A 19,341-nucleotide genomic window follows, 5' to 3' on the forward strand; every position below is an offset into this window, starting at 1 on the left:
CAGCGGCGAAAGGACCACCATGACTGCAACGCTTGTTGCCAAGGACATCTCCGGCGGCCACGGCCACCGCACCCTTTTTTCCGGGCTCTCGCTGACCGTAGCCCCCGGCGACGTGGTCGGCGTGGTGGGCGCCAACGGCGCCGGAAAGTCCACGCTGCTGCGCCTCCTGGCCGGTGTTGACCAGCCACAGGGAGGCTCTGTCAGCCTCGCCCCGGCCGATGCGTTCGTTGGCTGGCTGCCCCAGGAACATGAACGCGTTCCGGGTGAAACAGTGGCAGGCTACATTGCCCGCCGGACCGGCTGCGCGGAAGCCACCCGCGAAATGGAGTCCACGGCAGAGGGCCTGGGTTCCGGTGCTCCCGGGGCAGACGATGCGTATGCCCGCGCCTTTGACCGCTGGATGGCCTCCGGGGCCGCCGACCTTGATGACCGCATCCCTGCCGTGCTCGCAGAGCTGGGCCTGGATGCTGGCCCCGAAGCGCTGATGACCGGGCTTTCCGGCGGCCAGGCGGCGCGGGTGGCGCTCGCAACCCTGCTGCTGAGCCGTTTCGACGTGGTGCTGCTGGACGAGCCCACCAATGACCTGGACCTCGCCGGCCTGGCCACGCTCGAGAACTTCGTGACGGGGTTGCGCGGCGGGGTGGTGCTGGTCAGCCATGACCGGGAGTTCCTGGCCCGCTGCGTGACCAGGGTGGTTGAGCTGGACCTGGCCCAGAACAGCGTGGGGGTCTACGACGGCGGCTACGACGCCTTCCTCGAGGAACGCGCCGTGGCGCGGCGGCACGCCCGCGAGAAGTACGAGGACTTCGCCGCCACCAAGGCAGACCTGGTATCCCGGGCCCGGACCCAGCGTGAGTGGAGTTCGCAGGGCGTCCGGAACGCCATGAAGAAGAACCCGGACAACGACAAGATCCGGCGCGCCGCCAGCACCGAGTCCTCCGAGAAACAGGCCCAAAAGGTCCGGCAGATGGAATCTCGCATCGCCAGGCTGGACGTGGTGGAGGAGCCCCGGAAGGAATGGCAGCTCCAGTTCAGCATCGGGCAGGCGCCGCGCTCCAGCGCCGTCGTCGCCACCCTGCGCAATGCCGTGGCACGCCAGGGCAGCTTCACGCTGGGACCGGTGAACCTGCAGCTCAACGGTGGTGAGCGGATCGGGATCACGGGCCCGAACGGCGCGGGGAAGTCCACCCTGCTGCGCCTGCTGCTGGGAACCCAGGTACCGGACGACGGCGACGCCTCCATGGGTGCCACCGTCGCCGTCGGCGAGATCGACCAGGCCCGCGGCCTGCTGGACGGTGCCCAGCCGCTGGGCGACGCCGTCGAAGCCGTGCTGGCCGACTGGAACAGCGCCGATGTCCGTACCCTCCTGGCCAAGTTCGGCCTCAAGGCGGACCACACGTCGCGGACCGTGGATTCCCTGTCCCCGGGGGAGCGGACGCGGGCAGCACTGGCGCTGCTCCAGGCGCGCGGGGTGAACCTGCTGGTGCTTGACGAACCCACCAACCACCTCGACCTGCCGGCCATCGAGCAGCTGGAAGAGGCCCTCGAAAGCTACGACGGAGCCCTGCTGCTGGTCACCCACGACCGCCGGCTGCTCGAAAATGTCCGACTCGACTACCGGTGGCACCTGGAAAACGGCACGGTCCAGGAGCTCCACCACACTGCAAGCCAGGAGAAATAACCATGAGCATGGACCGCGTGGCGTGGAGCTCGCTCTACAACATCAGCACCGCCAAGAGCGGCTCCAAGCCGTTCTCCAAGGAAACCCTGAAGCGGGTGCTGGCCTTCGCCGCGCCCCATCGGGGCAAGCTCATCGCCTTCGTGCTCTCTTCCATCGCGGCGGCCTTCCTGGCCGTCGCCACCCCGGTGCTCGCCGGCCAGGTGGTTGACGCCATCATCGCCAAGACGGATGCCGGTACGGTGATCTGGCTGGCCGTGCTGATCGCCATCGTGGCGGTGGGCGAAGCGGGGGTGGGGCTGTTGACCCGCTGGCTGTCCTCGACCATCGGCGAAGGCGTCATCGTGGACCTGCGCACCCGGGTGTTCGACCATGTGCAGCGCATGCCCATCGCCTTCTTCACCCGCACCCGCACAGGGGCGCTGGTCAGCCGCCTCAACAACGACGTCATCGGAGCGCAGTCCGCCTTTGCCGGCACGCTCTCCGGCGTGGTGAGCAACTCCGTGGCGCTGGCCCTGACCCTGATCGTGATGCTCAACAAGTCCTGGCTGGTTACCGTGCTCGCCATGGTCCTGCTGCCGATCTTCCTGATCCCGGCCCGGCGAATGGGCTCCAAACTGGCGGACCTGCGCCGCGAAGCCGCTGCGCACAACGCCGCCATGGGCACCCAGATGACGGAGCGGTTCTCCGCGCCCGGCGCCACACTGGTGAAGCTGTTCGGACGCCCGGATGAAGAGTCCCGCGAGTTCGCCGCCCGCGCGGGCCGCGTCCGCGACATCGGCGTCCGCATGGCCATGCTGCAGTTCACGTTCGTCACGGCCCTGACCCTGGTGTCCGCGCTCGCGCTCGCACTGGTCTACGGACTGGGCGGCTGGCTCGCCTTGGGCGGCCAGCTCGCGCCCGGGGACGTGGTGGTCCTGGCGCTGCTGCTGACGCGGCTCTATGCCCCGCTCACGGCGCTGTCCAATGCCCGCGTCGAAGTCATGAGCGCGCTGGTCAGTTTTGAACGGGTCTTTGAGATCCTGGACCTGGAACCACTGATCCAGCAGAAGCCGGACGCCGTGCCCGTTCCTGCCGGGCCCGTGTCCGTGGAGTTCGACAACGTCCGCTTCGCCTACCCCTCCGCGGACAAGGTCTCCCTGGCCTCGTTGGAGGAAGTCTCGACCCTTGATACCCGGGGCGGGGAGGAAGTGCTGCACGGCGTCAGCTTCCGGGTGGAACCAGGCCAGACAGTGGCCCTGGTGGGCTCCTCCGGCGCCGGCAAGTCCACCATCGCCCAGCTGCTGTCGAGGCTTTACGACGTCGACTCGGGCGCCGTGCGTCTTGGCGGCACCGCACCGGGGACGGGGCTGGACGTCCGGGACACCACCTTCGATTCGCTGCGGGACACCCTGGGCATGGTCACCCAGGACGGCCACCTGTTCCACGAAACCATCGCCTCCAACCTCCGGCTGGCCCGGCCCGACGCCACGGACGAAGACATGTGGGACGTCCTGCGGCAGGCCCGTCTCGAGACCATGATCAGGTCCCTGCCGGACGGCCTGGAGACGGTGGTGGGGGAGCGCGGGTACCGGCTTTCGGGCGGTGAACGCCAACGGCTCACCATCGCCCGGCTCCTGATCGCCCAGCCCCGTGTCGTCATCCTCGATGAGGCCACTGCCGCGCTCGACTCCACGAACGAAGCCGCCGTGCAGGCAGCCCTGGGCGCCGCACTCGAGGGCCGGACCGCCGTCGTGATTGCGCACCGGCTCTCCACCGTCCGCGCGGCGGACGCCATCCTGGTGGTGGAGGGCGGCCAAATTGTGGAACGCGGAACCCACACCGAACTGCTGGCGGCGGGCGGCCGCTACGCCGAGCTGTACCGGACGCAGTTTGCCGAGGCCACGGCGGTGGCGCAGGAGTCCGTCCCCGAGTTCTAGCGGGTTCCTGTCCCGCGGCCGGTTCTCAGACTGCCCGTGCGGCCAGCAGGGGCAGGATGTGGTCCGTCAGGAGGGGCGCGAGGTCTTGGGGGAGGGCTGCGCCCGCCGGCACGCTGATGTCCAGCCACCGGATCTCCGCGATTTCGGCCGCGGGAGTGGCCTGCCATGTGCCCGGGGCGATGAAGACTGTCGCTTCGATATCCGTGGCGGCCTCGTTCGCGGCGTCGGCGATCCACACGCCCATGAGGTCCAGGTCCTGCGGGCGCACCACAATGCCCACCTCCTCGGCGAGTTCCCGCGCAGCCGCCTGCACAGCGGTTTCGCCCGGCTCCGGCTTGCCTCCGGGGTGCATGAACATGCCGGTCCCGCGCTTCCGTACTGTCAGGAGGCGCCCGGCGTCGTCAAAGACACAGACGGCGGAGACCACGATGCGGTCGTTCATGTGGCGATCCTTTCGAGGCGCGAGACGAGCAGCAAATCCTTGCGGGGACCGGTCACGTCCCAGCTGTAACTGAAGGCGTCCGGGCCCTGGCAGGTGTAGGAAACACGGTACGTGTCCGGATCACACCAGTGGCTGTCCTGTCTGGAACCGGGGGTGAAGCCCATGCGGTGGAACGGCCTGCCGTCGGGAAAGAACACGTCCAGCGCATCGGGCTGCGGCAGGGGTTTCAGGACGTACTCGCGGGAGGCGGGGCCGGTGAAGGAAGGCCAGCGCATGGTGCCTCCTTCGCGCAGGGCCAGGCCGCCGTCGTCCGTGGGGGTGAAAACCGCGACGCCGGAAAAGGTTCCGCGGGTGCCGTCCGACCTGTCCAGCAGGTCCCGCTCCAGCCGCCACCGGCCCGGCGGTCCAGGATGGCCTGACGGGCGGCGGCCCAGGAGGTAGGCGCGGAGGGTTGGCTCCGGGGAAGGAGAATTCAAGTGCCCTCGATTGGAATCGAACCAACGACACCGGCTTTAGGAGAGCCGTGCTCTATCCACTGAGCTACGAGGGCGCGCATCCGGGGGTTCGGCGGGGCCGGTCCGTCCGGACACGGTTACAAGCATACAAGGTGCCGGGCCGTACTACGCTCAAGGCATGAGTCCAGCCCCCACTGCCGCTCCCGCCACTGCCGTCACTCCGAACGTGGCGTCCACCCGGCAGTACATCGGGGCGTGGGCGGTGTTGAGCGTGCTGCAGTATTTCGCTGCCGAGGCTGCCGTGGCCATGGCGTGGGCGGGACCGCGCCCGTACGACCTGCGGACGGGGTACATCAGCGACCTGGGGGCGCTTCACTGCGGAATATATTCCGGCCGGGATGTCTGCTCGCCCTTGAACTGGCTCATGAATGCCTCGTTCGTGGTCCAGGGCTTGGGGCTGCTGGCGGGGGCGGTACTGCTGACCTCGGGCCTGCTGCGCGTGGCCGCCCGGCCCGGCACGCGGGTGGACTGGCGGCGCCGGGAGCCCTGGTTCGCAGCCTCCGCCGTCCGGCTGCTCACCGGCGCCGCCGGCGCCGGAACCGTGGTGGTGGGGCTGGTCCCGGAGGATGCCGGCTCACCCTGGCACTACGCCGGCGCCATCACGTATTTCGTCTCCGGTGGGCTGGCATTGCTGGTGCTGGGCATCCTGTGGCTTCGGAAGACCGGGATGGCGTGGTTCCTGCTGGTGTGCGGAGGCGTGTCGCTGGCGGCCACGGCCACTGGTGGACTGACCCGCATGAAGGTTCCCGAGCCCGGCACGTTGGAGCGGCTGATGGGCTATCCGGTCACCGTGGGGATGGCCGCTGCGGGGCTGGTCATCGCCCAGCGGGTGCACCGGCACCGGAAGCAGCGGCGGGCTGCGGCACGCGCTGCGGCCCTGGCCGTCCACAATGGAGCTTCCCGCTCATAGGCCCCAATGGTCGCCGGTTGGATGGCTTCGCGGTTCTTGACCATAAATTGAGCCCTTTTCAGCCTCGGCCGGCTGGGTTGAGGCCTAGGCTTGCGCCATGTCGATGCCGTCTGCGGCCTCGCCGGTGGGGGACCGGTCCCAGCACCGTCGTTTGGCTGGCTCCACACCTGTGATCCCCGGACGCCCGGGGCCGCGTCCATGAGCTCCTACCTGGCGGAATCAACGCTTCGGGCGGCCGACCGGGGGAGTTGGCTTCTGCTCGAATCCGCACTGGGAGCCACTCCCCGCGGCCTGGTGCAGAATCCCAATTTCTTCCGGGGATTCGCTGTCCGCCCGGACGTGATGGCCAACGCCCTCCTTGCCGTGGCAGATGTCGCGGCGTCGAGATACTTCGATGCGACGTTCCGCCTCAGCGACGTCCTGGACCCCGTCATGACAGCCAGCGGAGACCGGTTGCGGTGCGAGTCGTTCTCTGCCTGCAACGGTGTCTATGCGCGGCTCGACCTCCTGGCGTCAGGCCTTGACGGCGGCGAGATTGGGTTCGGGACCACCAACGTGGACATCAACGCTGCCCTGCGGTCTGCGCTGGCGAATGTCCACCGCAACGAACTGCTGCATTTGGCCGTTGGCCGCGATGGACTGCTGGTCTCCACGCAGGCAGAAAGCCACTTTGAACGGAAAGTCGAACTTCCGGACCGGTGGGTAAGGGGCTTCGCCGAGACCCCCGGCATCGCTGCGGAAATGTCACACGTGGCCACCCTCACCGGAGCCGCCACTGCCCAGTTCCTGTCGTCGCTTCCATCGGCACGGCCTGGCCGCACGCTTGTATTGCTGCCATCAGCACGAGGATTCCGTGAAGTGACAACGGCGAGGCCGCACTCAGTAACCCTGGCCGGAACAGGACGGCTGGCTGCGGCACGCCGTGTCGCCCGGTTTGCCACCCGCGTGGACATATTCAAGCATGGCGGCGGCTCCAGTGCCTGGGCGTTCCAACTGCCCGGAGCCCACTTCACGTTGCTGCTTTCACCTGCCCCCACGCGGGGCTTTTCCGGGGAAGGCGGGATCCTCGAGTCACTTGCGGTACCTGGAGCGGAGGCTGTCGGGGAGGCCGTGCTGCAGTTTCTGTCATGGCAGTCCGTCGTATCCGCCCGGGAGCTCCGTGCGAAGACCAAGTTGGCGGTGCCCCGAATTACCCAGGGACTTGCGTATCTGGGCGCCTCCGGCAAAGTCGGATTCGATCTGCTTGAGGGGGAGTATTTCCATCGGGAGCTTCCGCTCGACCCCCAACGCACTGTGAAGGACTACCCAAGGCTTGCGGCCGCCCGCAGCATTGTTGCTGCCGGGGGCGTTGTACGCAGGGAGCACTGGTGGGAAGTCTGCAGTGCCGCTGGAACCTATGCGTACCGGATCAGCGGGACCGTCGGGTCCTTCCGGTGTAACTGTCCATGGTGGACCGACAATCGGGGGTCCAGGGGACCCTGCAAGCATGTGTTGGCCGTCGGGCTGCTCTTGTTGGAGGCCGGCGGAAACCGGGAGGGCGGCCCGTATGGCGATTGAGGAGCGCGCCGATCCGACAGCAGTGCAGGTCATCCGGCGTCTTGTCACGGAGGGTGGCCGGAAAGCGGTGCCGGAGTACATCAGGAACCTTCCCTCGTCCGATCTGAAGGAAACCACCGCCTGGTTTGCAAAAAGCGGCCGCAACCTCCTTCGGGATGATACGGACTACCGCTCCGCGGGCACCGTGACCATGGAAAACCTTTACGCCAGCATCAGTGTCAGGGACGTGGTCACCGTTATGGCCAGTTCTCCGCGAAATGCTGCGCGGCTGCTGCCTTGGAGGAATCTCATCTCGAGCCGGAACCAGGAAGTGCTGCTGCTGGTGGATGCCATGGTGGCGAAGGGCGAAGATTGGTGCCGGGAATTTGTCCGAGCGGCGATCATCCGGAATGTAAAAGCGGAACGGGACACGGCCGCTGCCCTCATCCGCCACTGCCTGCCGCTCATTCTCCATTTCAAAATTCCGACCACGGATTTGGAGGCATATCCCCGCCTGTGGGCCTTCTACTATGGCGGCCTCCGGCAGGTCCACGAGGTTTGGGACGAGGAGGCTGCCCGGACATACGTGTATCCCAGCTGGGGAGGGCTCCAATTCCGTATCGGTCCGGCAGGATGCTGCGAGGTTCTCCCACGTACCCAGACACAGCTCTTGGACGTCTTCGACCTCGATGACACTGCACCCGACGCGCTGATGCGATGTTTCGACGTTCCGGATGCGCTGGCACCCTTGAAGGGTTCAGGAGTTGGTGCGGTCCTGTGCAGCTACCTCCGGCGGGGAACCTTGAAACGCGCAGACGTACTCGAACGCGTAGAGCGCGCTTTGTCCCGCTGCGATGGAAGCCCGAACCAACGCCTGCTGGCCGAGGTCCTGGCGGCCGTGAAACCGACGCCGGAAGAAACAGCCGGGATCCTTCCTCTCCTGCTCTCGGTGGTGGCAACGTCTCCCGGATTCTTGTCTTTCCTGGCGTTGGAGCTGCTCTTGGCGGCCCCGCTGAGCGGGAGTGACCTGCAGGAACTCAGCAGCGCCGTGTTTGCAAGGAGCGAGAAGAAGCCGCAGGTTCTGTTGATCCGGCACCTGAAGTCACTCCAGGCCGCCGGGCGTGATGACGACGCCGCACTCCAGAAGTGCTGGCAGGCCGCTGCTGGATCCGCTGACCTCAAAATCCGGTCTATGGCCGAATCGGTGGTGGGCGCTCCTGCCCCTGCCATCAGGTACGACCGATTTTCAGTGCAGTCGCTGTGGGCCGCCGGTACCTCCGAGCAGCCGCGTGTTCCACCATATGTGGTGCCTGAAGTGGACACCGAGCGCCCGCTACCGTTCTGGGACAGGAATTCACAGCATACGGTGGCCGAGGAGCAGTACCTGGACCTGTTCCTTCGGTCCACGTTTCACGCTCCCCGGGAGGTGCGGGATTGGTACGCCTGGCGGCACCGCCTCCGTCATGATTACTTCGAAGGCCCGCTGTCGGATCGCCTGGCGTATCCCGATCCAGAGTCAGTTGTGAGGCTGTGGGCATCAGGTGGATGGGATTTGGCCGGCCACAAGCTCCTCACGGCCAAGGTCCTGGCTGCAGTGTCTGGACCTTTCGATGCGTTTGACTGGTTCTGCCGCCTGAACGCCCTCGATGCTGTCCGCGTCTGCCGCTACAGCGAGCTGGCAGTCCACGCCGGAACGGTCGCATATTCGCTCGCTACCCCCAGCCACTCAGATTTCCGTGTGGATCTGCAGCGGTTGGTGCCGGTGCTCAATTTATATGCCAAAGAAGGCTGGGAATACGGAGAAGCGGACTTCTTCCAGGCACTGTTGCGCCTGGGGCCAGTGGGCAGGGAGCTGGCGTCCGAAGTCCCCGAAATTCCCGTTGGCCCCCTGAATGGTTCCGACGACCTGGAGCGGCAGGCGGGACGAATACTGCGGGACTGGGTTGCCGGAGGCGGCTTTGCGCAGCCCGCCGTGGGTGAGGCCGTTGTATTGCCTGTTTCGCTGGACCGGTTCCCTTCCCTCTCGCGCGGCTTGCTGTCAGCGGAGATGTGGACGGGCGGTAAGGAGTGGCAGCGGGGTGGTTGGCTGGCGGCTGCGACTGTGGTGCCCTTTTGGCCCGACTTGGGGGCTGTCTGGCATCATGACCGGGCGACTTACGAAGACCTGGTGTGTCGGCGCCAGGGAGAGTTGGCAGGTGCAACCGCTGGTGGACTCGGTCTCTTGACCCACGAGTGGCTGATTACACAACTCGCTGCCACCGAGCCCAAGGACACCGTTGACACGGTGCTGGAGCTGGCAAGGAGGGGACTGCTGCTCCCGGACCAGTTGGCCCAGGCGGCCCGAAACCAGTTGGATGCAGGCGGGCTGGCCATAGGGCGCCTTACCCGCAATCTTGCATTGGTGGCATACGAAGGGCATCTGGACAGGGTCTGGCCGGTACTGACTGCCTTGGTGGCGGCTGCCGTCGCACGGCCACGGCTGCCTGCCGGTACGGACGGCCTGTTGGCCACCTGTACTGAATTGTGGGCAGCAATTCCACGCGCGCAGAGGACACCGGAAAATGTTCCAGCGGAGTTTGTGGCCGCCGTGCTGCGGGTGGCGGGAGCCAAAACCGGAACGAAAAGCACGCTGGAAGCGAAACGGCTCGCAGCGGACATGGGGATCAACGCGCTAGCAGTGCCGTCCGGGCGACGGCTGCCTAGCCCTCTTTCCGCTTCCGGCTGTTGAGGAACACTGCCGCGCCCCCGGCCAGCAGGCTCAGCACCAGAAGCACCCAGCCCGCAATGGTGAGGCCGGATGCCAAAGCCACCTGGCCGGCGTCGGGGCCTTCCGTGCCCATCATGGCGTCAATGGCCACATTGCCCCACAGCCGCACCACCACGAACAGCATGGGCAACGCCCAGAGCGCCCAGCGCACCGCCTTCCGTGCCACGTTGGTCCCGATGAGCAGCAGCCAGGTGAATCCAAAGATCAGCGGGAAGAGGGTGCCCGCGGTCTTGTGGACGTAGTTCAGCTGGCCCAGGGCGTCGCTGTTCATGACCCCCTGCAGCCGGCCGATGTAGCCGGCGTCAAAACCGCCAACCAACGAATCGGGCATGGCCATGTCCTCGGAGAGCTGCGTGAGCTGGGTCAGGGTCAGCAGGTGCAGGTACCAGAACAGGAACAGGCTGGCCACCACGCCGGCAATGACGATCAGGTTGCTGTTTCCCTGCGCCTTTTCCGGCGTGCGCGCAGTGGTGGGGTTGACCACCGGTGGCAGGTGGTGTTGCGGCACCGCCGCGTTGGCGCCGTGCTTCTTGATCCGCTGGGCAGGGGTTTTGGCCATGCCACCATTATCCCGCCCCATAAACTGAACCCATGACCACAGGCCGACACAGCGCAGCTGTTCTTGACCCCTCATTGGACGACTACGAACTGGCCTCGGCGCTGGTCCGTGAAGCCGGACAGCTGGCGCTCCTCATGCGCATGGCCGGCCTGCAGTCTGAACAAAAGACCTCCGTCTCCGATGTGGTGACCGCGGCGGACCGCGCCGCGGAGGCTTACGTGCTGGAACAGCTCCAGCGCTGCCGGCCGGAGGACGGCATCCTGGGCGAGGAAGGCGCCTCCGTCCAGGGAACCAGTGGCCGCACCTGGGTGATCGACCCAGTGGACGGCACCTACAACTTCCTGCACGGCTCCACCTACTGGTGCTCCGCCATCGCGCTCAAGGACCGCCGCGATGTGCTGCTGGGCGCCGTCTTCCAGCCTGAAGAGGACAAGCTGTGGCTTGGCGGGCATGACCGGCGGGCGACGCTCAACGGCGATCTGCTGGCTGCATTCACGGAGGACGGAGGCAGGCGCAACACCACCGGCGTTGCCGAACTCGGCGCAGCCACCTACATCCACCCCACCTGGTTGATGGATCCGATGTGTGCCATGCCGTGGCACGCCGCGGCCACCTCCGCGGCATCCCTCCGCATGCTCGGATCCGGTTCCTGCGACCTGGGCCGGGTAGCCGACGGGCAGCTGGGGTGCTGGTTCCAGCACAGCTGCCCGGAATGGGACTGGCTGCCGGGCAAGGCGATCGTCCTTGCGGCCGGCGGGGCCGTGGACACCGTCCGGGTCAACGGGCTTGAGTGGTTCATCGCAGGAGGAACGACGGCGGTCCGCGAGTTGCGTGCGGCCCTCGAGTCAGGCTCGGTGGCCTGAAGCAATCGCCCGCGCCGCGGGAGTAATCCACAGCCTGGAAGGCGTTGTCGGTCCCACCGCCTAGACTTGTAGGCACCATGGATATGTTGTTTGACCCGTACTCTGACGGACCGTTCAAGGCCGCTCCCGCCTCCACCGCCCGCACAAGGACGGAGCCTGAGGGCGTTGCCACCACGGCAGGGCCGGGCGGAACGCCGGGTCTGCAGGAGGGCGGGTTTCACCGCCCAGGCGGCTGGCAACAGTCCAACGGGAACGCCGGGGACCGGCACGACGACGGCCACCATGGCAGGCGCCGCCCGGATGCTGCCCAATTGCTGGAAGGGCTGAACCCGCAGCAGGAGGAAGCGGTCAAGCACGGCGGATCGGCGCTGCTGATCGTCGCCGGAGCGGGCTCGGGCAAGACCCGCGTGCTCAGTAACCGGATTGCCTACCTGATCGCCACCGGCCGCGCGCACCACGGCGAAATCCTGGCCATTACGTTCACCAACAAGGCGGCCGCGGAAATGCGGGAGCGCATTGAGGCGCTGGTGGGCGGACGCGCCAAGATCATGTGGATCTCCACGTTCCACTCGTCCTGCGTCCGGATCCTGCGGCAGGAAGCGGCGAACGTCGGCCTGAAATCCAACTTCTCCATCTACGACTCCGCCGACTCCCTTCGCCTGGTAACCCAGGTTTCCAAATCCCTTGACCTGGACCCCAAGAAGTTTGCGCCCAAGGCCATCCAGCACAAGATATCCGCGCTGAAGAATGAGCTCATCGACGCCGACTCCTTTGCCTCGGAAGCCAACTACAACGACCCCTTCGAACACGCGGTGGCGGACGTCTACAAGGGCTACACGCAGCGCCTCAGGCAGGCCAATGCCATGGACTTCGACGACCTCATCGCCGAGACCGTCTACATGTTCCGCGCCTTCCCCGCCTTGGCAGAGTCCTACCGCCGCCGGTTCCGCCACGTCCTGGTGGACGAGTACCAGGACACCAACCACGCCCAGTACGCGCTGGTCAGGGAGATCGTGGGCGAGGGCCCCGGCGCGTCGGAGCTTACCGTTGTGGGCGACTCGGACCAGTCCATCTACGCCTTCCGCGGCGCAGACATCCGGAACATCGTGGAGTTCGAAAAGGACTACCCCGAGGCGCGAACCATCAAGCTGGAGCAGAACTACCGCTCCACCCAGAACATCCTGAGCGCTGCCAACTCGGTGATCTCGCGCAACCCCAACAGGCCGGAGAAACGGCTGTGGACCGCCGAAGGCGAAGGCCACAAAATCATCGGCTACGTTGGCGAAAATGAACACGACGAAGCGCAGTTCATCGCCAAGGAGATCGACCGGCTCCAGGACGAGGAGAACCTCCGCCCGGGCGACGTCGCCATCTTCTACCGCACCAACGCCCAGTCCCGCTCCATCGAGGACGTGCTGGTGCGCGTGGGCCTGCCCTACAAGGTGGTGGGCGGCACCCGCTTCTACGAGCGCAAGGAAATCAAGGACGCCCTGGCCTACCTGCGCGTCCTGGTAAACCCGGACGACGACGTCAACCTCCGCCGGGTGCTGAACGAACCCAAGCGGGGCATCGGCGACCGTGCCGAAGGCGCCGTGGCGGCCCTCGCCAGCCGCGAACGCACGTCCTTCATGGCGGCCGCCCGCCGGGCGGACCAGGCTCCGGGCATGGCCACCCGTTCTGTCAACGCGGTCCTGGGCTTCGTGAAAATGCTGGACGACCTCGCTGAGGTGGCCGCCGGGTCCGGGGCTGCCGCGGCACTCGAAGCGGTCCTCGAACAGACCCGCTACCTCGCCGCGCTGCGCTCCAGCACCGATCCGCAGGACGAGTCCCGCGTGGAAAACCTCGCCGAACTCGTGGCCGTGGTGCGCGAGTACGAACAGGAGAATCCGGAGGGCAGCCTGGGCGCCTTCCTGGAACAGGTGTCCCTCGTGGCAGACGCCGACCAGATTCCGGATGCCCCCGGCGCGGACATTGACGCCGCCGTGGCCGAGGCCAAACGGCTGGGCGTGGTGACGCTGATGACCCTGCACACGGCCAAGGGCCTGGAGTTCCCGGTGGTATTCCTGACCGGCATGGAACACGGGCTCTTCCCGCACCAGCGCTCAGCCACCGACCCCAAGGAGCTCGCCGAGGAACGCCGGCTGGCCTACGTGGGGCTCACCCGTGCCCGGAAGCGGCTGTACGTGACCCGGTCCGAGGTACGCAGCATGTGGGGCCAGAGCCAGTACAACCCCGCCAGCCAGTTCCTCGAGGAAATCCCCGCAGAGCTCCTGGAATGGAAACGGGAGGGAACCAGCCGGCAGTCGTGGGCGGGCGGCGGTTCGATTGGTTCGGGCCGGTACAGCGGGTCCTTCTGGGGGGCCGGCACCTCCCGGGGAGCCGCCGCAGACTCATCGGCCGGCTTCAACGCCGACGTCCCGGCTTTCATCGCCAAGAACAGGGTGCAGCCGCAAAAAGAGATCATTGCCGTCAGCGTGGGGGACAAGGTCAACCACACCAGCTTCGGCAACGGAACGGTCTTGGCCCTTGAAGGAGCCGGAGACAAGACCGTGGCGAAGGTAAAGTTCGACGTCGGCGAAAAGCGCCTGCTCCTGCGCTACGCCCCGCTCACCAAACTCGACGCCTGATGAGCGCCCCAGCCCGGGCATAATGGAGGCCATGCGACGGACTGTATGGGGGATGCTCGCCGCCCTTTTCCTTATCATTGCCACAGGCTGCACGGTGACCACCAAAGACCCTGCCTACGTTCCGCCGGCTCCGCTGCAACCCATGGAGCAGCTGGAAAAGGCACCGCTGGCTGATGCGAAGACATTCTCCAGCGGCGACGACGTCCTCTCTTTCATCACCGCCGACCGGACGGTCGCGTGCTCGCTCACGTCCGCCCGCGGGGAACACCTGAACCTGCCCTACGAGCAGAACCGCTTCAGCGACGCCGCCAACAACAAGCTGCCCATTGTGCCGGTAGCCCACTGCGAGCTCGCCACCTATCCGGCGCTCCAGCCGGGCGACTCCAAGGGCGACTGCGCCGGAACCCATTTGGGCTACCTGGGCGGGGTGGCCCTCCTCACGCCGGACACCGCCCGCTACGGCGAATGCCGCTCCGGCGTCACATCCATGGAAGCCGCCTTCGGACCCAAGGGGAGCAAGGCAGGGCCCCTGGCCCAGCTGCCTGTACTGGCGGACGGGCAGAACCTGGAACGCAACGGGCTGCGCTGCTCCGCGTACAACGGCGGTGTGGCATGCGGAAACGTCTCTGCCGGCGTCGGATTCTTCGTTTCGCCCAAACGTTACGAGCTGATTCAGGGGCCGGCCAAAACCAGCCAGCCGCCGCAGCCCGAGGGCCAAAAAACCCCGTAAATCCGCGGTTTTTCTACCGTCCATAGAATAGTGTGCTTACTCACATAAGGGGTAGTCTGGGACGGCCCGGTCCCTCCAAAGGACTAGAGTTCCCAGTGGAGCATTACGCCGCGTGGCTCGTTTCCAGACAGGCCGCCGGTGCGTGCAATCCGCAGCCCGGTCATCGTCGTACAGATGGTGTCCGACTGTACAGAAACTACTTCGACGTAGAAGGACACTAAACCGTGGACCTGTTTGAATACCAGGCGCGCGATATGTTCGAGGCGCACGGTGTACCCGTGCTTGCCGGCATCGTGGCGTACACCCCAGAAGAAGCAAAGGCAGCTGCCGAAAAGATCGGCGGCGTTACCGTTGTCAAGGCACAGGTCAAGGTAGGCGGCCGCGGAAAGGCCGGCGGCGTCAAGGTCGCAAAGTCCGCTGATGAGGCGTTTGAGCACGCCACCAACATCCTGGGCATGGACATCAAGGGCCACACCGTCAAAAAGGTGATGATCGCCCAGGGTGCAGACATCGCCGAGGAGTTCTACTTCTCCGTCCTGCTGGACCGCGCCAACCGCAACTACCTTGCCATGTGCTCGGTTGAAGGCGGCATGGAGATCGAACAGCTCGCCGTCGAACGTCCCGAAGCGCTGGCCAAGATCGCCATCGATCCCGCTGTGGGCATCGACCAGGCCAAGGCCGACGAAATCGTCGCAGCCGCAGGCTTCGCCGAGGAACTGCGCGGCAAGGTCGCCGCCGTGATCCTCAAGCTCTGGGATGTCTTCAAGAAGGAAGACGCCACCCTGGTGGAGGTCAACCCGCTGGTCAAGACCGGCGCCGGCGACATCGTGGCACTGGATGGCAAGGTCTCGCTGGACGAGAACGCCGACTTCCGCCACGCGAAGCACGCGCAGCTCGAGGACAAGGACGCTGCCGACCCGCTGGAGGCCAAGGCAAAGGCGCAGGACCTCAACTACGTCAAGCTCGACGGCGAAGTTGGCATCATCGGCAACGGTGCAGGCCTGGTCATGTCCACCCTGGACGTCGTTGCCTACGCCGGTGAAAACCACGGCAACGTCAAGCCCGCCAACTTCCTGGACATCGGCGGTGGAGCCTCGGCCGAGGTCATGGCCGCCGGCCTGGACGTCATCCTGGGCGACGAGCAGGTAAAGTCCGTGTTCGTCAACGTCTTCGGCGGCATCACCGCATGCGACGCCGTCGCCAAGGGCATCGTCGGCGCACTGGCCGAACTGGGCCACACTGCCAACAAGCCGCTGGTAGTCCGCCTCGACGGCAACAACGTCGAGGAAGGCCGCCGCATCCTCAACGAGGCCAACCACCCGCTGGTTACCCTGGCCGCCACCATGGACGAGGGCGCCGACAAGGCCGCCGAGCTCGCCAACGCAGCGAAGTAAAGGGACGCACCATGTCTATCTATCTGAACAAAGACTCCAAGGTCATCGTCCAGGGCATCACCGGCGGCGAAGGCACCAAGCACACCGCCCTGATGCTCAAGGCCGGCACCAACATTGTTGGCGGCGTCAACGCCCGCAAGGCCGGCACCACGGTCCTGCACGGCGAGAAGGAAATCAACGTCTACGGCACCGTCAAGGAAGCCATGGCTGAAACCGGCGCCGACGTCTCCATCGTCTTCGTTCCGCCGGCATTCACCAAGAACGCCGTCGTCGAAGCCATCGAGGCCGGCATCGGCCTGGTCGTCGTCATCACCGAGGGCGTTCCCGTCCAGGACTCCGCCGAATTCTGGGCCCTGGCCCAGTCCAAGGTGGACGCCGACGGCAACCAGGTCACCCGCATCATCGGCCCGAACTGCCCCGGCATCATCACCCCCGGCGAAGCGCTGGTTGGCATCACCCCGGCCAACATCACCGGCAAGGGCCCCATCGGCCTGGTTTCCAAGTCCGGCACGCTGACCTACCAGATGATGTACGAACTGCGCGACCTGGGCTTCTCCACCGCCATCGGCATCGGCGGCGACCCCATCATCGGCACCACGCACATCGACGCCCTGGCCGCGTTCGAGGCTGACCCCGAGACCAAGGCCATCGTCATGATCGGCGAGATCGGCGGCGACGCCGAAGAGCGCGCAGCCGACTTCATCAAGGCCAACGTCACCAAGCCGGTCGTCGGCTACGTTGCCGGCTTCACCGCCCCCGAAGGCAAGACCATGGGCCACGCCGGCGCCATCGTCTCCGGCTCCGCAGGCACCGCACAGGCCAAGAAGGAAGCCCTCGAGGCTGCCGGCGTGAAGGTCGGCAAGACGCCGTCTGAGACCGCCAAGCTGCTCCGCGAGGTCTACGCCGCCCTGTAGGCAGCACTTCAGAACGCGGGGCCACCCCGGTCCGTTTCCAGTCATGGAACGGACCTGCGGGTGGCCCCGCGTTCGTTGTTTAACGAATGGCGACGGCGGCGGGCGGCGCGTGCCCAACCCCGTCGAGTAATGTTGGGACAGGAAAAACAGGGCGCCCCGGGCGCGCAGGCAGGGGATTACCGATGGCAGAAAAACGACCCACCCTGGTCGACGCCGTCGTGGACAAGGTCCTCGAGCACATCATCAGCGGGGAAATAAAGGCCGACGAAGCCCTGCCGCCTGAGGCCGACATTGCCAAGGAATCCGGTGTCAGCAGGCTGACGGCCCGGGAAGCCATGAAGGTGCTCAAAGCGCAGGACGTTGTCTACGTCAAGCGTGGCCTGGGCACCTTCGTCAACCCGCCGGAGCGCTGGACCGGGCTGGACGCCATCATGCGCGCAGCGTCCAGGGGAGTGGCCTCCGACCAGGTGGCACTGCGCCTGCTGGAAGTGCGCCGCATGGTGGAGACCGGAGCGGCCGAGCTCGCTGCCTCCCGCCACCGGCCTGCCGATCTTACCGCCTTGCAGGACAGCGTGGAGCAAATGGAAGCGGCACACCAGGCCGGGGACGTGGACGCGCTGACCGTAGCCGACATCGCCTTCCACGACACCGTGCTGCGCGCCTCCGGAAACCCGTTCGTGCCCGCCCTGCTGGGGCAGCTCTCCACCCTGCTGTACGCCATGCGCAGGGAAACTTCAGCCTTCCCGGACGTGCAGCGCCACGCCATCCACCACCACAAGATGGTCCTTGCCGCCATCGCTGCCGGCGACCCCGCCACGGCCCGCTCCACCATGGATGCCCACATCACCCAGACCTTTGAGGACTACGAGCAGTTCCTTGCCATGTCCAGCCGGACCGGAACGACGGCCCGCTAGGACCCCTCCGGCGCAGCCCCTGCCGGGGCAACACTCGATTCAGATCCACGGACCGGACTGACACGCGCCTGGTGTTGACGGCCACATTTACCTGTGACTAGAATCTCAGTCAGACATCAGACATCTGATGTCACCCCCGAAAATGCCGCCAGCCAAAGGAGTCTTCATGCGCGCGCATTCCCCTTTTGAGGGTCCCCACACCACCACCGGAGGCCTGCGATGACCTCCCGTGCCACTGCCCCCGCACTCAGCCAACTGGGCGAGACCACCCTCCGCAAGGTCCGCCGGCGGCTGATGCCCCTGATCGTCCTTCTTTACTTCATCGCCTACCTGGACCGGAACAATGTGGGCTTCGCCAAGCTCGGCATGCAGGGCGACATCGGCCTGACCGAGGCTGCCTACGGCCTGGGCGCCGGCATCTTCTTCCTGGGCTACGCCCTGCTGGAGATCCCATCGAACGGCGGCATGTACCGCTTCGGCGCCCGCAAATGGATCGCCCGCATCCTGATCAGCTGGGGCATCTTCGCCACCGCCATGTTCCTGGTGAACGGTGAAGCGACCTTCTACGTCATCCGCTTCCTCCTCGGTGCGGCCGAGGCCGGCTTCTTCCCGGCGATCCTGTTCTACCTGACGCTGTGGTTCCCGGCCGCGCAGCGCGTGACCGTGCTGGGCATCTTCATCCTCGCCCAGCCCATCTCCAACGCCCTCGGCGCCCCGGTGTCCGGCATGCTCCTGAACCTGGAAGGCGTGGCCGGCCTGCACGGCTGGCAGTGGCTCTACATCCTCGAAGGCATCCCGGCCATCATCCTGGGCATCATCACGCCGTTCGTCATGACGGACCGCCCCGAACACGCCAAGTGGCTCAAGCCTGAAGAGCGTGAATGGCTCTCCACCACCATGGCTGCGGAGCTCGCGGACAAGCAGAAAGCCGGAAACCACAACTTCCTCGCCGGCCTGAAGGACCCCCGCACCATTGCCTACTCGGCCCTGTATTTCGGCCTGGTCTGCGGCATCTACGGCCTGGGACTCTGGCTGCCCACCATCGTCAAGGCGCTGGGCAAGTTCGACTCCACGCAGGTGGGGTTCATTGTCTTCATCCCGTACGCCATCGCAGCGGTGTTCGTCTACTTCTGGAGCAAGAGGTCGGACCGTACAGGCAACCGCGTCTGGCACGCCAGCGTCAGCATGGTGCTTGCCGCCGTCGGCCTCCTGGGCGCCGGCTTCCTGCTCCCCGTCAACGCCGTACTCGCCATGGTCTTCCTGACCCTGGCAGCCATGGGCATCTACTCCGCGATCGCGCCCTTCCTGGCCATGCCGTCCGCCGCCCTCACCGGCGCCGCGGCAGCAGCCGGGCTGGCCATGGTCAACTCGCTCGGCAACCTGGGCGGCTTCGTGGCCCCCTACATCGTGGGCATCCTCAAGGACGCCACCGGAAACTCCCAGACTGGCCTGGTGTTCCTGGCCGCCTGCCTCGCCGTGACCGCCGTCGCCACCTACCTTTACGCACGCAACCGGCCGGAAGGTGTCTCCGCGCCCGGAGCCACCGTTCCTGCCACCAAGACCCACTAGGAAA

The 19,341-nt window shown here is 66.2% G+C and carries 15 protein-coding genes and 1 tRNA gene; 12 read left to right on the forward strand and 4 right to left on the reverse strand.

Translation table 11 applies throughout. The features are described 5' to 3' along the window. Nucleotides 1-19: 19 nt before the first annotated feature. Entirely contained in the window at nucleotides 20-1,681 is a 1,662-nt protein-coding gene (locus ACZ9J7_RS11340) for an ABC-F family ATP-binding cassette domain-containing protein (RefSeq protein WP_476209435.1), read from the forward strand. 2 nt (nucleotides 1,682-1,683) lie between these two features. After that, on the forward strand, nucleotides 1,684-3,597 hold the full coding sequence (locus ACZ9J7_RS11345; RefSeq protein WP_476209437.1) for an ABC transporter ATP-binding protein: 1,914 nt from the start codon (nucleotides 1,684-1,686) through the stop codon (nucleotides 3,595-3,597). A gap of 25 nt (nucleotides 3,598-3,622) precedes the next feature. Here ACZ9J7_RS11345 and ACZ9J7_RS11350 read toward each other — a convergent pair whose 3' ends face one another. The 3 genes from ACZ9J7_RS11350 to ACZ9J7_RS11360 form a co-directional block, all read right to left on the reverse strand. Further along, a complete protein-coding gene (locus tag ACZ9J7_RS11350; RefSeq protein ID WP_476209438.1) occupies nucleotides 3,623-4,039 on the reverse strand; it encodes an NUDIX hydrolase in 417 nt (138 codons plus the stop codon). Further along, a complete protein-coding gene (locus tag ACZ9J7_RS11355) occupies nucleotides 4,036-4,515 on the reverse strand; it encodes a DUF6314 family protein (protein WP_476209440.1) in 480 nt (159 codons plus the stop codon). The genes ACZ9J7_RS11350 and ACZ9J7_RS11355 overlap by 4 nt, the downstream gene beginning before the upstream one ends. A 1-nt stretch (nucleotide 4,516) precedes the next feature. After that, nucleotides 4,517-4,589 (reverse strand) — tRNA-Arg (locus ACZ9J7_RS11360). 83 nt (nucleotides 4,590-4,672) lie between these two features. On the opposite strand from ACZ9J7_RS11360, the gene ACZ9J7_RS11365 reads away from it, so the two are divergent. From ACZ9J7_RS11365 to ACZ9J7_RS11375, 3 genes are all read left to right on the forward strand, one after another. After that, nucleotides 4,673-5,464, forward strand: coding sequence for a DUF998 domain-containing protein (locus ACZ9J7_RS11365; protein WP_476209442.1), 792 nt, complete (start codon nucleotides 4,673-4,675; stop codon nucleotides 5,462-5,464). A 90-nt stretch (nucleotides 5,465-5,554) separates the two neighbouring features. Beyond that, nucleotides 5,555-7,021: an SWIM zinc finger family protein gene (locus ACZ9J7_RS11370; protein ID WP_476209443.1), complete on the forward strand. Its 1,467-nt coding sequence runs from the start codon at nucleotides 5,555-5,557 to the stop codon at nucleotides 7,019-7,021. Continuing rightward, nucleotides 7,011-9,728 carry a hypothetical protein gene (locus tag ACZ9J7_RS11375; RefSeq protein WP_476209445.1) on the forward strand — a complete coding sequence of 906 codons (2,718 nt, stop codon included), beginning with the start codon at nucleotides 7,011-7,013 and terminating at the stop codon, nucleotides 9,726-9,728. Before ACZ9J7_RS11370 ends, ACZ9J7_RS11375 begins: the two co-directional genes overlap by 11 nt. Here the strand turns inward: ACZ9J7_RS11375 and ACZ9J7_RS11380 are convergent. Continuing rightward, nucleotides 9,700-10,326, reverse strand: a complete 627-nt coding sequence (locus ACZ9J7_RS11380; RefSeq protein ID WP_476209447.1) for a hypothetical protein — start codon at nucleotides 10,324-10,326, stop codon at nucleotides 9,700-9,702. The genes ACZ9J7_RS11375 and ACZ9J7_RS11380 overlap by 29 nt on opposite strands. A gap of 32 nt (nucleotides 10,327-10,358) precedes the next feature. Between ACZ9J7_RS11380 and ACZ9J7_RS11385 the strand changes: the two genes are divergently transcribed. From ACZ9J7_RS11385 to ACZ9J7_RS11415, 7 genes are all read left to right on the forward strand, one after another. Further along, entirely contained in the window at nucleotides 10,359-11,189 is an 831-nt protein-coding gene (locus ACZ9J7_RS11385) for an inositol monophosphatase family protein (RefSeq protein WP_476209449.1), read from the forward strand. A gap of 83 nt (nucleotides 11,190-11,272) precedes the next feature. Then, nucleotides 11,273-13,816, forward strand: coding sequence for a DNA helicase PcrA (gene pcrA, locus ACZ9J7_RS11390; RefSeq protein ID WP_476211840.1), 2,544 nt, complete (start codon nucleotides 11,273-11,275; stop codon nucleotides 13,814-13,816). A gap of 22 nt (nucleotides 13,817-13,838) precedes the next feature. Continuing rightward, complete coding sequence (locus ACZ9J7_RS11395) at nucleotides 13,839-14,546, forward strand: hypothetical protein (protein ID WP_476209451.1); 708 nt, start codon at nucleotides 13,839-13,841, stop codon at nucleotides 14,544-14,546. A gap of 224 nt (nucleotides 14,547-14,770) precedes the next feature. Beyond that, complete coding sequence (sucC, locus tag ACZ9J7_RS11400; RefSeq protein ID WP_159632837.1) at nucleotides 14,771-15,940, forward strand: ADP-forming succinate--CoA ligase subunit beta; 1,170 nt, start codon at nucleotides 14,771-14,773, stop codon at nucleotides 15,938-15,940. An 11-nt stretch (nucleotides 15,941-15,951) separates the two neighbouring features. Further along, nucleotides 15,952-16,854 (forward strand): succinate--CoA ligase subunit alpha, encoded by a 903-nt coding sequence (gene sucD / locus ACZ9J7_RS11405; RefSeq protein ID WP_104996906.1) that lies wholly within the window; start codon nucleotides 15,952-15,954, stop codon nucleotides 16,852-16,854. A 182-nt stretch (nucleotides 16,855-17,036) separates the two neighbouring features. Then, nucleotides 17,037-17,768 carry a FadR/GntR family transcriptional regulator gene (locus ACZ9J7_RS11410; RefSeq protein ID WP_476209455.1) on the forward strand — a complete coding sequence of 244 codons (732 nt, stop codon included), beginning with the start codon at nucleotides 17,037-17,039 and terminating at the stop codon, nucleotides 17,766-17,768. 219 nt (nucleotides 17,769-17,987) lie between these two features. Continuing rightward, nucleotides 17,988-19,337, forward strand: coding sequence for an MFS transporter (locus ACZ9J7_RS11415; RefSeq protein ID WP_476209457.1), 1,350 nt, complete (start codon nucleotides 17,988-17,990; stop codon nucleotides 19,335-19,337). The last annotated feature ends 4 nt before the right edge of the window (nucleotides 19,338-19,341 follow it).

This window comes from Pseudarthrobacter sp. TE9888 (assembly GCF_056279345.1).